This window comes from Psychrobacter sp. CMS30 (assembly GCF_904846565.1).
In the GTDB taxonomy this organism is placed as follows: Bacteria; Pseudomonadota; Gammaproteobacteria; order Pseudomonadales; family Moraxellaceae; genus Psychrobacter; species Psychrobacter maritimus.
The window spans coordinates 1-16,210 of sequence record NZ_CAJHBF010000007.1 but is presented as its reverse complement, the minus strand read 5'-3'; the positions used below and the strand labels follow the sequence as shown (position 1 = coordinate 16,210).

Below are 16,210 nucleotides of genomic sequence, written 5' to 3'. Positions count from 1 at the left end.
GTGTTGTGCCATGATTGTAATAGCAGCCATCCAGCGCTATTAATGGTGCTATTTATCTCTATAATAGTAAGCAGGCTCAGCTACTTATTTATCAAATAAGCCATAGCAAGCAAATCTGTCAGATTTATCATTATTTTACGATGCGCCATCACACCGACTTACGGTCGATTTAGGGTCATGCTTTTATGCAACAATTTCAGTCTCTCCAACGCTTGCTGATTTTTTATACGCTGACATTATTGGCGATGTTGTCAGTGTATTACTTCACCATGTTTTATGAGATAAGGCAGGATAATAAGCAAGACAGCATAGAGAGCTTTTATGCATTGCAGTATGAGATTTCTGAGCTTGCCAACCCTGACAATACTGACATTAAAAAGGTTTTAAAAAAGCCGTTTCTAAAAGACATCAGCTATCAGCTGATTTTTATGATGCCATCTGGACAGACTTATATTCATCGTCATACCCGTCCTAATGAGCGTGAGTTTAGGGGTATTACCTTTCCCAAGGTCATCGCTTCACTGCCTTCTAGTAGCAATCATTATAGTGCCTCTACGGTAAACAATAATGCCTTAATCGGCACCATTGAGCTTGAAAGTGGTCATAAGATTTATACCATCCTGCGTCATAAGCCACTCGATATCAATTGGATATCGTATCGCTATTGGCTGCCTTTAATGATAGCCATCATGTTTTTTACCATGGCATTACTCTATACGCTCAAACGCCGTGCCAACTGGGAACAGCTCCTCGTTTATACCGATGAGTTAAGCAGCCATGCCAAAGATGCCTACATCACGCCGCCCTTTATTGAAAATAAAACCACGGCTGAGTTTTTGCGTTTAGGGCACGCACTTAGCCGCATCAGTTATCAGCTGCATAATAATCACCGACGCATTACCACCCTAAAACATCGTCTCGAGCGTTTGGTTGATCATGCGCCGCTGCCCATGCTGATGATTATGAGACATGGTCAAATCAGCTTTTTTAATCAGCGTTTTGAGCAAGTATTTGCAACGCCCTTTCAAAGCGATAGCAATTATCAATTGACGGATTTTGTCTTTGCAGAAGACGAAACAACTCAGGCACTATTATATAAACTGGTAGAGCTGCGTGTCACTCGTACCTTATTGGTGTATGGATTACATAATAAAAAAGCCTATCAGTTGCATATTACCCCGTGGTTTGGCGAGCACGGGCAAGTACATGGCTTTACAGTACTGCTGAATAATATCAATGAGATGGTCAATCAAAGCGCGGACTTACAACAACGAAACCAGCAGCTACAACGCCAACTTGATGAGTTTAATACCCTTAAATCGACGATGGGCCATGATTTACGCCTGCCGTTAGAGGCGATGATTGACACCTTAGAGCCGATTGACCCTAGCACCTTAACCGCTAAACAAAATAAAACTGTCACAATTTTAATTCAAACCAGTCATTCTATGCTTACCATGCTTAATGACATGCTAGATATCGGTGAGATAGAGGTACGGAAAACCCGCCTAAATATTGAGGCGGTTGACCTTTATAAACTTGGGCAAGAAGTCAGTCAATCAGTCATAGAAAGGACGAAAAACCAAGGGCTAGAGCTGCTTTATTTTTTTACACCGGACAGTCCGCGTTGTATCGATACCGACCATAAACGCCTGCAACAAATATTACGCAATTTACTAGACAATGCGGTCAAATTCACCACGGCTGGCTACGTGGCATTGACCATTGATACGGTGAGCAATACAGAAGTATTGTCTATCAAAAACCGAACTTTGATAGACGTTAATAAAGATACTAACACGCCTGAAAACCCTGACATCAACAACGACAATGCCAGTCATGCCGCACACGATTGGGTTCGATTTAGTATAAAAGACAGCGGTATAGGCATCGATATAGCAAAGCAACACCAACTACTGACTTATCTTAATCAAAACAGTAATCAAAATAACCGCCAAAGCCAAAATAGCAGCCAAGCCAATAACCCAAGCAAAAACCAGAACCTTAACTACATTCAAAATAGCAGCACTGAGAAAGGGCTCGGGTTAAATAATGCCAATAGTTTTGCGCGCTTACTGGGTGGTTTTATCGAAATAAAAAGCACGGTGAATAAAGGCAGTACTTTTAATCTTTACCTGCCTTGCAAGCGGCCAAATTATCAGCCGGTCTACCACCTTAATCCCCATCTGACCCAGATTCATCTGCTTGCGGTAATCAAACAACCGCTGCGAGCTGACTATCTGCGCCGCTTATGTGCCTATTTATCGATACCAGCCACCATCTCGACTTTTATAGACAGAAGCACGCTACAGCAACTGAGAGAGAGGTTAGCAAAAGAGAAGCAGAGCCTCGCCCCTATCTTGCTGCTAGATTATGAATACTATGAAGAGGTAAATATCGCGCTTTCCAATCAAGCCTTAGCCAGTGATAAAAATATAGACTTTGAAAAAATAAAAAGCATAAACACAGAAAACATAGCAGCTTTGCATAAAAAAGCGGAAGATGAACTGTCTGTTTATATCGATAGACAACAGGCTTTAAACAGTTTGCTTGCCGATACTGCGCTGCCAAAGATATTGGTTAGCATGAAAGCTGAACGCCGTATTCCGTCTATGCTATTAGATAGGTGTGACGGCTTTTTAAACAAGCCAATCGATGTGGCATTGTTACTCTCTGAATTACTGCGTTTGACCTTGGCTGTTAGGCAAACCCTGATACAACCAGAAAATATTCAAGAAGACACCCAAAAGAATACCCAAGAAAATAGTAGCCAATTAGTCACAGCTACAGATGAAGCTAGCAGCGAAACTCTAGCGCCATTAATTCTAGTGGTAGAAGACAGTTTAACCAACCAAAAAATAGCCTGTAAAATATTGGCGAAACTTGGCTATCGTAGTGTGGTCGCAGAAGATGGGCAGCAAGCGTTAGATAAGTTAAAAGAACAACGCCAAGAAATTGCGCTTATTTTGATGGACTGCCGGATGCCAGTGATGGATGGACTACAAGCGACCCAAGCGATTCGTGCGCAAGGGGATGATATTCCTATCGTGGCGCTGACGGCAAATAATACCGAAGAGGATCGCAGCGCCTGCTTGCAAGTTGGCATGGATGAGTTTTTAGCCAAGCCTATTAATAAACTTAAACTACAAGAGATTTTGCAAACGTTTATTAAAAACTAGGGCGTGTCCTCATTTTAAAAATGGTGATAAAAATGAGATAAATTGTAGCCAAACAAGGAAAATAGTGCAGTTAATATCGGGATATTACCCAGCTATTTGACGAAGTTTGGCAAAATTTAGCCATTTTTAGACCATTTAGATGTCCATCGATTGAATTGAAGACACGCTCTAGTATGCGTTTGCAATATTTGCCAGCCTTATCAGGACAGCGTCACAGCTAAATCACCAGAAGGACAGTTATAAATTTAGACTTTAGCCGTTATTTCATAAAACCATTATCTGCCAAAAATGCCTCAGTAATCTTGCTCTGGGGACTGCTTGTATTTGAGCTATCTGCTTGCGATTTATTCAACAAGCGCTCTAAATAGCGCGCCACGATATCCACTTCTACATTGACCTTAGCTCCTAGCAACCAATGCTGCGCTATATTGGTCACTTGCGCGGTATGCGGAATGATATTCAGCGCAACGATATTATCGCGTACTAAATTGGTGGTTAGGCTAATGCCATCAAGGGTAATAGAACCTTTGGTCGCCGTATAATGCGCCAGCTCGTGTGGTATCTCAACTTCGATATAAATAGAGCGCGCATCTTTTTGCAGCTTACTAACCACACCGACGCCATCGACGTGACCGGCGACGATATGCCCACCAAAACGGGTGGTCGGTAGCATGGCTTTCTCTAGGTTCACAATATGACCTGGCTTTAATTCCGCTAAAGCAGTACGAGCAATCGTTTCACGTGAAACATCAACAGAGTAGTAATTACTACCAAACTCGACCACGGTCAAACAGATGCCATTAGAAGCAATCGAATCTCCCAGTTTCACATCACTAAAATCCAAACCGTCAGATTCTATCGTTAGACGAATATCACCGCCAGTCGGCTGCATAGATTTTACTTTGCCGACGCTTTCTATAATTCCGGTAAACATATCAACCTCTTTTTATTTTTTATTGCCGTTAAAGGCAGAATATATTATTTAAGCCTATTGTTTCATGTGAATCCATCAATCAATCCGTCAATAATGGCGACTATTAGACTTTATGATAGCTATGACGTTTATTATAAACCTAGCGAGAATAAGAAGAATCATGGGATAAGTTGTGGATAACTAGGGATAATTCAGGATATAGCAGGGTTAAAACCTTGGTGTTTAAAGAGTTATCCACAGAAAGCCTGTTTCTTGCTAATTTTATATCAGAAATAAAAAATACACATAAGTTATTGATTTTAAATGAATTAATTACAAAAACGATTGTCAATAACCACTAATAAGTTTCATGTGAAACAAAGTTATACACAGTTTCATGTGAAACCTTTATTAAACCACTATATTTATCCACATACCCTATCAATAGGTCTAATCTTGTGGATAATACATTGAAAAACAAGGGTATCTAGCAGAAGATTTATAGAGGGTACAAGGTCAGCTTAAGGTCAGCGCCCAATTGCTCATGGCACTGAATATCGAAACGTAGCTGCTGCGCTAACGATAACGGATTGATAGCAACCATAGGCCGTGCTTGCGTACCTAATAAGCAAGGTGCTTGATAGACAATGAGCTCATCTACTAGCTGCTGTTGTAAAAAACTACCAGCGACACTTGCCCCTGCCTCTATCAGTACGTCATACCATTGATAGTCACGCACTAGGCTTTTTAATAATTCGATTAAATTCTCTTCCCGCCAATATAATGTATCTGAGCGACGGCATAGCTGATAGTCAGATTGCAAATCGTGTTTTAGTCGCCCTCGCCTATCCAGTATCACTATCTTAGGCGGCGGCACTTGCTCAGGCGCGACACCCAACTGGTTTGAGCGTACGTTTAATTGCGGATTATCAACGATGACCGTTTCGCTACCCGTGATAATAGCGCCACTTTGCGCGCGTAGTTTCTGTACATCTTCACGTGCAGCAGTGCCCGTAATCCATTTGGACTCTCCAGACGCCATGGCCGTCCGACCGTCAAGACTGGTGGCAATCTTAAGCCTGACATAAGGCATTTGGCTGCGCATCGCCTTTAAAAAGCCTTTATTTAAGGCTTCTGCTTGCGCGGTTAGCACGCCAACGGTTACGGCTATGCCCGCTTCTTCTAACAGTTTCACACCGCGACCAGCCACTTGAGGATTGGGGTCGAGACCAGCGATGACGACACGTTTTACACCGGATACAATAAGTGCTCGCGCGCAAGGCGGTGTGCGCCCAGTATGACTACAAGGCTCTAAAGTCACATAAGCAGTTGCACCCATGGCTCGCGTACCGGCATCTTTTAGGGCGAAAACCTCAGCATGCGGCTGCCCCGCTTTAGGATGAAAACCTTGACCCACTACCTCGTCTGCTTGCACAATCACACAGCCGACAGCCGGATTGGGACGCGTCGTATACAAACCACGCTTGGCCTGCTCAATGGCAAGCATCATAAAATAGCGGTCTGTGGCATCTTGAGAATGGTTTGAGTTTGGCATAAAGGTGGACTTAATCAATGATTGATAATTATTATTAAAGATTTTATAAAGTAGAGCGAGTAAGAAATATAAACTTGCAAGCAGGCTAAACACTTAGCATGAGTCATGCTTATTTCTCATTAGGACGGATATTGGCAATCTCTTGATGAAAAGCGTCGATATCTTGAAAGTCACGATAGACACTGGCAAAGCGCACATAAGCGACATCATCGAGGGTTTTAAGCTCACTCATGATAATTTCACCTAGCACTTTACTACTGACTTCGCGCTCGCCCATTTGTCGTACGCGTTTTTCAATACGGCTAATCATCGCTTCTTGTTCATCAATGGTAATCGGGCGTTTTTGTAAGGGTAATAAAATCGAGCGGCGCAATTTATCATTATCATAAGGTTCGATTTTGCCACTTGATTTGATAATACGCGGCATCACCACTTCTACCACCTCAAAGGTCGTAAAGCGTTCCTGACAGCTATTACATGAGCGGCGGCGCCGTACTTGCGCGCCTTCAGCAGCCAGCCGTGAGTCGATAACCTTGGTATCTGACGCATTACAATAGGGGCAATGCATACTCTATTCCTTGTCTTAATATTAAGCGCTATAGGAGCAATTACGGCATAAATAATGGTATCTGAACAATAGATTTAATGATTAATATGAAACATATTTAAGGCTAAGCATTTTGAGGCTAAACAACTTAAAGACATTAATCAGTGCCCATAGGTAATGCCATCAATAATGACATCATTTACCAATACAGAAGCTACCGAAAATCTTACCTAACAAATCATCAGCGCTAAATTCACCAGTAATCTCACCCAAACTATGCTGCGCTTGGCGTAAGCTTTCTGCGACTAACTCTCCGGCTTTAAAAACTGTCAGCTGCTCATGCGCTTCTGCTAAATATTCAGCCGTTCTTCTTAACGCATCTAAATGACGCGTACGGGCGATTAAGCTATTTTCTGGCGGATGAAAACCTACTTTAGCACATAAGGTTTCGACTAAGTCATCAATACCCGCGCCTGTTTCACATGAAACATTGACCTGTTCGTAGCCGCGACTCTTGATTTCTGCTTGCGAAATAGAAGTTATCTCATTACTGCTGCTATCGTTTAATAAATCGCTTTTATTGGCAATAATCAGTAAGCGCTTGGCTTCTGGCAACTCACCAAATAGCTGTTCAGCCAACTGTAGCGGTGTGCTGTCGCTTACAAGGTCACGAGTCACATCATAAACCATCAGTAGCATATCAGCCTGCGTGATAGCGGTACGGGCACGTTCAATACCGATACGCTCGACCGTATCTTCAGTCTCGCGCAAACCTGCGGTATCGGTCAAATGCAGCGTCAAACCGTTCAGCACGACGGTTTCTTGCAGGGTATCGCGCGTTGTCCCAGCAACGTCGGTAACGATAGCACGCTCTTGTCCTGCTAAGCGATTCAGCAAGCTTGATTTGCCGGCATTGGGTCTACCAGCAAGCACCACATGAATGCCATCGCGTAATAGCTGACCTTGCTTGGCGGTCGCTAGCACTTGCTGTATTTTAGCTTGCGTCTGCTCAAGCTTATCTTGGATAATCCCATCAGATAAAAAATCAACATCTTCTTCATCGGGAAAATCAATCGCTGCTTCAACGTGCAAGCGCAGATGAATCAACTGCTCAAGTAACTGGTTAATTTTTTGTGAAAACTCACCGCTAAGCGAGCGAATCGCACTACTGGCAGCGGCGGCACTAGTGGCATCAATAGCGTCAGCGATAGCTTCTGCTTGCACCAAATCCAGTTTATCGTTATCAAAGGCACGGTAAGAGAACTCCCCTGCGCCCGCTTGTTTTGCGCCCAATTCAAACACCCGCGCTAACAGCTGATTTTGCAAAATCATGCCGCCATGACCTTGCAGCTCAATGACGTGTTCACCTGTAAATGAGTGCGGACCTTTGAAATAAAGCACCAAACCTTCATCAATGGTCGTGCCATCAGCCTGATAAAAACGGCAAAAACTGGCCATACGCGGCGTGAAAGCCAACTTACCGGTGAGCTGACACGCAATATCATAAGCACGTGCGCCCGACAGACGAATAACCCCGACGCCACCACGCCCAAGCGGTGTGGCAATCGCCGCAATGGTTGGTAGGCTAGATAGATTAGACTTTTCAGGTGACTCATCTAAATTATCGGCGGCTAGTGCCATCTCTAAAGAATCCACAATCACTCTCAATAAGCAAAAACCCCATTATAGACGGCTTGATGCACACTGACAAAGCAAACTTCAATGAGCAATTTTCAAAACCGTGACGCATGCCTATTTTCCTCGGTTATCAATGCAATAAAACGCCATTTTTTAGCACAAAAAAACCACCGCCGGAGCGATGGTTTTTTCTCAGTTTGAAAGCTATTTAATCTAGAACTTTAACGGTACGACGTTTTTGCTCTTCTTCAACTTTGCGGTTGATTAAGTACTGCTGCGTCATACTAAATAAGTTATTCACAGTCCAGTATAGAACCAAACCTGCTGGGAAGAACAACATAAATGCGGTGAAGATAATCGGTAAAAACTTCATCACTTTCGCTTGCATTGGATCAGCTGGCTGCGGGTTTAGCTGCTGCTGTACAAACATCGACGCACCCATGAGCAATGGTAAAATGAACCACGGATCCATCGCTGATAAATCTCGAATCCATAAAATCCAAGGCGCATGACGCAGCTCAACACTTTCAACCAACACCCAATATAGCGCTAAGAAAATTGGCATTTGCATCAGAATTGGCAAACAACCCGCCATCGGATTGACCTTTTCTTCTTTATAAATTGCCATCATTTCTTGCGACATTTTCATGCGATCGTCGCCATGCTCTTCTTTCAATGCCGCTAGTCGTGGCGCGATAGCACGCATCTTTGCCATTGAATAGTAGCTCTTATTTGAGAACCACATCAGGGCAATTTTCACTAAGATAGTCAGTAAAATAATTGACCAACCCCAGTTACCGATAACTTTATGAATACCATCCAAAACGGCAAATAATATCTTCGATATCGGCCATAACAAGCCATAATCGACGGTTTGATTCAAACCTACTGCGACTTCTTTGAGCTCAGACTGTACTTTTGGACCAGCATATAAGGTTGCATTCAAAGTCACTTGCTTATTTGGCGCAACATTGACAGGTTGGCTGTTAAAGCCAATAAAATACTCATCACCCGTTTCGCGGCTAAAGAATTTACCCGTAAAGTTTTCAGGCGTCCAAGCAGAAACGAAGTAATGCTGTACGATGCCAACCCAACCTTTATCGCTGGTGGTGGTCAACTCACCATCATTAAACTTGCCGAATTTCAGCTTATTATAAGGGTCATCAGGTGTGCCCCAAGCGCCGCCCAAATAAGTCGCCATGCTTAGCGCGCCTTTATCAGACATCCCAGGATCTTTACTATCATCACGTTTTAACTGTGCAAACATCTGCCCTTGCCAGGCATTGGCAGAAGCGTTTTGAATTTGATAGCTGATATCAATCGGATATTTGTCTTGGGTAAAGGTAAAGGTCTTAGTAACCGTTACGCCGTCTTTTTTATACGTAAGCGGTACTGACAGCGTTTGCTGACCTTTCTCCATCACATAGTTGTTAGCAGTGTGGCTGTATTTAGCGCGGCCTTCTGCGGTATCGATACCATTTTGACCAATCAGACCAGACTGTGCGACATAAACGCGATTGCTATTATTTTCTAACAACACAAAAGGCTTATCACTATCGAGCGTCGCATCATACTGCTTTAGTGCAGCATAAACGATATCGCCGCCTTCTGGATTGATTTTGATGTCATAGCGATCGGTGGTTACCGTGATAAGACCGGTATTAGCAGCAGGTGTTGCTGCTACCGCACCCGTATCTACTGGTAACGTTTGTACCGGAATGTCGCCTGCTGCGCCGCTGGTCGAAGGAATATCCGCTCCTACCGATGTTGCAGTTTTTGGCACCGTGTCTACAGCTGGCGCATCGGCATAATCATCTCGCCATGCCAAAATCAGCAGATAAGCGGTGATTAGCATCGCAATGATGATCATCACCCGAAATATCTTTTGCATAAACCTTTCCTAGATTAAAAAATTAGGGAATGAAAAATCAGGCATGTGTCATGACCACCACACAGTATTAACCCGTATTCCTAGCGGCAATATCAGTAGTCAATCACATAAAATGTTCATCATTTTACTAAAAAACCACTCTAAATGATACCAAGAGTGTGGATAACTTGTGGGTAACTAAATAGATATCCACAACAGCCCTGTCGCTAATAAGATTTAGGCCCGTTTCATCATATGATTTAGGCGCGAAACATAGCTTGTCGTATCTCTAAAAACATATAAACCTTGCACTCTGACGTCAGCAAGTGCGATAGGGGCTAAATATTGGTAATAATAAGTAGATAAAGGTAACGGCACAAAATCAATGCCATGTCCGCCCAAAGGATGACAGCGGCCAATACGTTTTAATAACAGCCAACTACCTGACCAAACGCCATGCCAAGCTAAAGCTTGTTTACCGTAATTTGAGCAAGTTGGATAATAACGACAGCGAGCAGGTAATATAGGACTAATTATCTTCTGATAAAATGTAATAAAAAAATAAAATAAATTACAGAAAATTTTATTTATTGTTTTTAATAAATAATTCATTTTATTTTTTTTCTATTTTTAAATATATTGTTAATCTCATTAATCAATTCTTTATTACTTAAACCTTTTATAGATTGTTTAACAATAAAGACAATATCTTTATTTTCTAAGTTACTAGCTTTTACGCGAAACTGTTCACGTACTTGACGTTTAATTAAATTTCGCGCAACAGCAGTAGGCACTTTACGTTTAGTAATGGCCATACCGACTCGAGGCTGCTCATGGGTATTGGTACGCACAAACGCCATTAGATGGCTCTGATGAAGCTTACGCTCAGGTGCATCAAACACCTCACGAAAGGCTGCAGGCGTGAGTAAGCGCTGCGCTTTGGTGAAGCGAGCATTAGGTGGCGCTGAAACAGTATTAGACATAGTACAACCTAGTATAAGAGCTGATAACAATAGCAGAAATAGTAGCGTAGAAATAATCATAAAGTATAGAGACAAAAAAGCGCCGATGTGGGCGCTTTTAATATATGGCTAAGTGTCAGTTGTGATGATTGACGATCGCAATCTATAAATAATAGAAACACAACAAGCACTATGAGCCATGCTTATCGCAATCTACTGATTATACAGTAAGGCGATGACGTCCTTTAGCGCGGCGACGAGCTAAGACCTGACGGCCTTTTTAGTTGCCATACGAGCACGGAAACCGTGAGTACGTTTACGCTTGATCACGCTTGGTTGGAATGTACGTTTCATAACTCACCTATCAAAATAATGGACTAAATTCGTAATAACGGAGGATTATACCACCGCATAGTATCTTGGTCAATAAACTAATTAAGTCTGTGTTTATACAGATAAGTTTTATAACAGAGAAAATAGTCTTTTCAATGATTCATTGTTAAAAAACACTGATTTCTAATACCAATCTACCTACTGAAAACATCTATTTTGATAATTGAATTTTAAAAGTTATCCACAATTTTTGTCAGTCTCTATAATAATTAACTATTAATATATATAAGTATTGTTGTTATTGGGAGCCGTATTATCTGTGGCTAACTCAGATTTTCCGTTTAATATCAAAATATTAGACTATGGGTAAGGTTGTGGATAACCTGTGGGTGAAATATGGATAACTCGTGTTGTTTACTTATCCACAAAACTATCCACAGTCTTATCCACAAAAAACAAGGTGTTATCCACAGGCCGTTTGTGTTAGATTAGCCCCCTAGCTGATGTATGGTTTTAAGTAATCTCACCATAGAGTCTCTTAGGTAAGAAACGATTCACTCTATAGGTAAAGATTCAGTGATTTTAACAATAAAAAAGTTGTTCTTTTGACCAATTATTTTGGACTATGGGGTTAGTACTTTTCATGATTGATACAGCAACTATTTGGGATAAATGCCTAAATGACTTACGTTATCACGTTAAAGACAACGTCTTTACGATGTGGTTAAGACCATTATCGGCGCATCAAGAAGCCAATAGCTTGATTATTCTTGCTCCTAATGATTACTTTGTGACCTACATTAAAAAGAATCATCTGCAAGATATCCAACAGCTGGTCGCTAAACATAGCCAAGGTAGTATCGAAGAGGTGATTGTTCGTGTTGATAATGCGGGTCGTGACATGGATGACAGCCATCAATCACAGTCAGGCTCATTGTTTGAAGACGATAAGCCCTCCCCTCCCCCGGCAGATCACAGTTTTCAAACCACGCATAATAATATTGCTAGAGCAGATATTGATGCCAATATGCGTCATGCAGAACTGATCGAGTCTGCCGATGCCAAATCATTGAGCTATCTAAATCCTGATTTCACCTTTGAAACCTTTGTCACTGGTAAGTCCAATAACCTGGCTTACAAGGCCTGTTATGAGCTTGGAAAACGCCAATCAAAAAATCGGCACAATCCTTTATTTATATATGGACCTTCTGGTTTGGGAAAAACGCATTTAATGCATTCTGTAGCGCACCGCTATTTAAAAAATAATCTAAGTTTTTATTATTTCACTTCTGAGAAATTTATTAATCAATTAGTTTATTCATTAAGAAATAATAAAATAGAAGATTTTAAAAAGAAAATAAAAAAAGTAGATTTATTAATTGTAGATGATATTCACGTATTAGCAGGAAAGACAAAAAGTAGTAATGAGTTTTTGACTTTATTTGCAGATTTTACCAGTGGTGATAAACAGCTGATTTTGGCATCAGATCGCCATCCATCACAGATGACGGAGTTTGATGAACGTTTTAGGTCGCGTTTTTCGTGGGGTTTGACGGTTGCGGTTGATCCTCCTGAGATTGATACACGTGTACAAATCTTACAGAGAAAAGCGGCATCGTACGGAATGAGTCTCCCTAAAGAATGTGCCTTATTTATCGCTCAAAATGTGGTTTCTAACGTCAGGCGTTTAGAAGGTGCGCTCAATCAGGTATTTGCCAATGCCAATCTTACCGGTGCGCCCATTACGCTTGAGATGGTGCAATACGCGCTAAAAGATATCGTTGCGATGCGCGTGCAAGCCGTGAATATGGACAATATTCGTAAAGTGGTTGCTGAATATTACGATATTACAATCAAAGATATGATGGGACGCAAACGTACGCGCAGTATCGCAAGACCGCGTCAAATTGCGATGGCATTGTCACGCGAGCTAACGAGTGAGAGCTTTCCTGAGATTGGACAGTCATTTGGTGGACGCGACCATACGACCGTGATGCATGCTTGTGATAAAGTAAATGAGCTACGCGCTGCCGATCCGGCGTTTGATAAGGATTACAAAACCTTGGCTTTGATGCTGCAAGCGGGTTAGAGGCTTGTGGTATCGCAATGTTGTCATAAGCAGATATGGTTTATAATACTTTGAGTAGCAGTAGACACAAGCTGTATGGATTATCGTTAGTAGACAGGGTATTATTAAGCCATTATTTTAAAATTATATAAATTAAAACCCTATAAAAAATCCTTTTAATAAGAGCAACTAATAAACAAGAGTAACTAAGCATGCAATTATCGATTAATCGAGAGTCGTTACTAAAAGCTATTAACTTGATCGCCAAGGCTGCTGATAAGCGCCATAATATGGTTATCTTGGGTAATATTAAGCTACAGTTGTCTGAATCAGCGCTGATTTTGACCGCATCTGATTTAGAAGTAGAGCTGACATCGACGTTGAAATTGCCTGCCGGTGCTTGTATTGAAGCCGGTACGACGACGTTGCCTGCGACTAAGCTCAAAGATATTTGTAAATCACTGCCGTCGCAAGCGCAAGTCAATCTTACCACGCAAGAAAACGAGCGTTGCTTGTTGACCAGTGGCAAAAGTCGTTTCACTTTAGGGACATTACCTAGCGAAGACTATCCAAGTCTTGGTAATCCTGAAAATATCACACCTTTAATCATTAGCCGTAGCCGTTTGACGGATTTGATTCATAAAACCCAATTTGCAATGGCGATTCAAGATGTCCGTTACTATCTAACGGGTATGTTGTTTGATGTTTCACAGCAGCAGCTGACTACGGTTGCCACCGACGGCCATAGATTGGCGTTAGCGCGTAGCGTTATTGACGTTAGTGCTGATTTGAATATGCAGGCGATTTTACCGCGTAAAGCTGTGATTGAGCTTGAGCGCTTGGCTTCTGAGCTTGGCAAGATGCTGGGTGATAAAGACAATGCAGTCACACTAAGCTTTGGTCGTGAGTTCTTGCAAGTAAGCTTGCCGTTTGGTGATGTCGATAGTACAGGGCAGGTGAGTGATAACTTAATGGTGACCTTTACCGCGCGTCTTATCGATGGCAAATTCCCGGATTATCGCCGCGTTATGCCAAGTAATACCGATAAATTGGCGTTGTTTAACCAAGAAAAAATGACCGATGTGCTGCGCCGTGTAGCGATTTTGAGTAATGAAAAGTCTCGCGGCGTAGTATTTAACTTTGCTAGCGATGGTATGGTAGAAGTACGCGCCAATAACGCTGAACAAGATGAAGCAGTCGAGATGATACAAGCGAAGTATCAAGGCGAGCCGATGGAGCTGTCTTTTAATGCCGCTTATCTGCAAGATGTCTTAGGTGTGATTCAAGGTGATTTGCAAATGCATATGAGCCAATCAAATGCCTCGGTACTGGTTAATCAGCTCAACGATGAGTTCCACCAGTATGTCATTATGCCAATGCGTATATAGTGCGATTCTATTATAAAATTATTTTTTAATAAACTTTTGCCTACTAATTAATAGGTGGTAATATAGGCGGCTGTCACTGTTATGATTGAACGTCTACAAATCTCACACCTGCGTAATCTAACCCAAGTGAGTCTGCAGTCCGCTGCTTGCAACGTCATTATTGGCGCAAATGGTAGTGGTAAAACCTCTTTACTTGAAGCGATATTTTTGCTTTCAAGAGGTAAAAGTTTTCGTCATCATCAGCCTAAACGCTATATTCAACACCATCAAAATGCAGCAACGGTGCATGCTAGGCTCAATGATAGCATTACCTTAGCTATCCAAAAGCAAGCTGATGCGACAACGGTTCTACGTCTGAATCAAACCACGGTTTATAACCAAAGCATCTTAACCGAACAGCTACCCACGCTACTGATAGATCCCTCGACGATGGATATGTTAGAGCAGGGTAGTGCCAGTCGCCGGCAGCTCTTAGATTGGCTAGTGTTTCACATGAAACAAGGGTTTCATCCCCAATGGGTAGCTTACCAACGCCTGCTAAAACAGCGCAATAGTTTACTAAAAAAGAGCCGCCATTTAACCCAAGTACAGCTTGCTGAGCTAAAATCATGGGATAAAGGACTCAGTAATCATGCTGCGCTTATTCATCATTATCGTGAGCGTATCTTTACAGAATGGCAGCCTTATTTTGCTGACAGTATTGCGCAATTATTGCCTGCCTACGCTGAGCAATTAAGTCTGAGCTATAATGCTGGCTATGACACCAGTGTGGCGCTTGAGGTGCAGCTTAACGAGCGCTTAGAACAAGATTTACAACTGGGTTATACGCGTATCGGTAACCACCGCGCTGATATTCATGTGCATTGGCGCTCTAGTGATGTATCAGAAACGACCAGTGACGATGAAAAGGACGCTAATTCGAATCCCACCGCAAACACAGACCTCAATACCAAACTACCAATTTTAAAAGAACAAGCGGCCAATGTATTGTCTCGCGGTGAGAAAAAGCTGTTAATCACCGCCTTACGTTTATCACAATTGCCGTTATTGCTTAATGACGAAAAGCCCCCGCTTGCTATAGGAAAAGACGGTAATAGTGATACCGTGCTCAACAGCCATACCAAGTCGAGAGCCACGCCAGTGGTGTTGCTAGACGATATCACGGCAGAACTAGATGAGAGGGCGATAGATATTTTATTGTCGACGTTAGCGCAGCTGCCATGTCAGGTATTTATGACCAGCTTAACCGAAGATATTCTACCGTTGGTGCATCAATATTGGTCAGAACCTAAGATGTTTCATGTGAAACAAGGAAGTTTGACAATTTTATAAACAACAATTGATAAAAAGTCGTTTTTAATGACCAATATTAGCTGAATTTGCGCTTAATTCTTAGCGCATGTTACTTATATTCCCCCTCAATTATCATTATATTGCTTATATTTTTAGCAAAGTAATGACCATCCCAAAATACTTGCTCAATATCGATAAAACTGTCAGTAAACAGTGACTTAGCGCCGAAAAAATGCTAAAATAGAGCTTTATTTTTGTCCTATTCTCAGCAAGTTATCTTACAAATTTTTATCAGTATTTTTTAAAGACTTCTTAACACTTATAAGAATATAAGTGTTTGATAAATATACGCTTAATTTTACTCTGCTTTAATGATGGGTAAAAAAAAGTAGAAGCGAATATGAAAAACGGTGATTGAAAAACAGATTATGTTTAGAGCTGCTTTTTTAACACGGTTTTATACG

General features: G+C 41.7%; 11 protein-coding genes and 1 pseudogene. 4 read left to right on the top strand and 8 right to left on the bottom strand.

Translation table 11 applies throughout. From position 1 onward, the window contains the following. The first annotated feature begins 185 nt into the window (after nt 1-185). Nucleotides 186-3,179 carry a response regulator gene (locus JMX94_RS05175; protein WP_201563838.1) on the top strand — a complete coding sequence of 998 codons (2,994 nt, stop codon included), beginning with the start codon at nt 186-188 and terminating at the stop codon, nt 3,177-3,179. A 259-nt stretch (nt 3,180-3,438) separates the two neighbouring features. Here the strand turns inward: JMX94_RS05175 and JMX94_RS05170 are convergent, their stop codons facing one another. The 8 genes and pseudogenes from JMX94_RS05170 to rpmH all read right to left on the bottom strand — a co-directional run bounded on the left by JMX94_RS05170 (nt 3,439) and on the right by rpmH (nt 11,018). Continuing rightward, a complete protein-coding gene (locus JMX94_RS05170; RefSeq protein WP_201563835.1) occupies nt 3,439-4,113 on the bottom strand; it encodes a riboflavin synthase in 675 nt (224 codons plus the stop codon). Nucleotides 4,114-4,591: 478 nt separating this feature from the next. After that, entirely contained in the window at nt 4,592-5,647 is a 1,056-nt protein-coding gene (ribD, locus tag JMX94_RS05165; protein ID WP_201563833.1) for a bifunctional diaminohydroxyphosphoribosylaminopyrimidine deaminase/5-amino-6-(5-phosphoribosylamino)uracil reductase RibD, read from the bottom strand. Nucleotides 5,648-5,756: 109 nt separating this feature from the next. Further along, the gene (gene nrdR, locus JMX94_RS05160; RefSeq protein WP_149490272.1) at nt 5,757-6,215 is read right to left on the bottom strand and encodes a transcriptional regulator NrdR; all 459 of its coding nucleotides are present in this window, start codon (nt 6,213-6,215) and stop codon (nt 5,757-5,759) included. Between the two features lie 174 nt (nt 6,216-6,389). Beyond that, nucleotides 6,390-7,835, bottom strand: coding sequence for a tRNA uridine-5-carboxymethylaminomethyl(34) synthesis GTPase MnmE (gene mnmE / locus JMX94_RS05155; RefSeq protein WP_201563999.1), 1,446 nt, complete (start codon nt 7,833-7,835; stop codon nt 6,390-6,392). 205 nt (nt 7,836-8,040) lie between these two features. Next, the gene (gene yidC / locus JMX94_RS05150; protein WP_201563830.1) at nt 8,041-9,723 is read right to left on the bottom strand and encodes a membrane protein insertase YidC; all 1,683 of its coding nucleotides are present in this window, start codon (nt 9,721-9,723) and stop codon (nt 8,041-8,043) included. A gap of 216 nt (nt 9,724-9,939) precedes the next feature. After that, complete coding sequence (yidD, locus tag JMX94_RS05145; RefSeq protein WP_201563828.1) at nt 9,940-10,314, bottom strand: membrane protein insertion efficiency factor YidD; 375 nt, start codon at nt 10,312-10,314, stop codon at nt 9,940-9,942. Then, nucleotides 10,311-10,685, bottom strand: coding sequence for a ribonuclease P protein component (rnpA, locus tag JMX94_RS05140; RefSeq protein ID WP_201563826.1), 375 nt, complete (start codon nt 10,683-10,685; stop codon nt 10,311-10,313). Before rnpA ends, yidD begins: the two co-directional genes overlap by 4 nt. A 199-nt stretch (nt 10,686-10,884) precedes the next feature. Continuing rightward, nucleotides 10,885-11,018, bottom strand: a pseudogene (gene rpmH, locus JMX94_RS05135) (50S ribosomal protein L34). Between the two features lie 622 nt (nt 11,019-11,640). Here rpmH and dnaA point away from each other — a divergent pair. The 3 genes from dnaA (at nt 11,641) to recF (ending at nt 15,785) form a co-directional block, all read left to right on the top strand. Beyond that, nucleotides 11,641-13,086: a chromosomal replication initiator protein DnaA gene (gene dnaA, locus JMX94_RS05130; RefSeq protein ID WP_201563823.1), complete on the top strand. Its 1,446-nt coding sequence runs from the start codon at nt 11,641-11,643 to the stop codon at nt 13,084-13,086. A gap of 191 nt (nt 13,087-13,277) precedes the next feature. After that, nucleotides 13,278-14,453, top strand: coding sequence for a DNA polymerase III subunit beta (gene dnaN, locus JMX94_RS05125; protein ID WP_201563820.1), 1,176 nt, complete (start codon nt 13,278-13,280; stop codon nt 14,451-14,453). A gap of 81 nt (nt 14,454-14,534) precedes the next feature. Further along, nucleotides 14,535-15,785: a DNA replication/repair protein RecF gene (gene recF, locus JMX94_RS05120; protein WP_201563817.1), complete on the top strand. Its 1,251-nt coding sequence runs from the start codon at nt 14,535-14,537 to the stop codon at nt 15,783-15,785. The last annotated feature ends 425 nt before the right edge of the window (nt 15,786-16,210 follow it).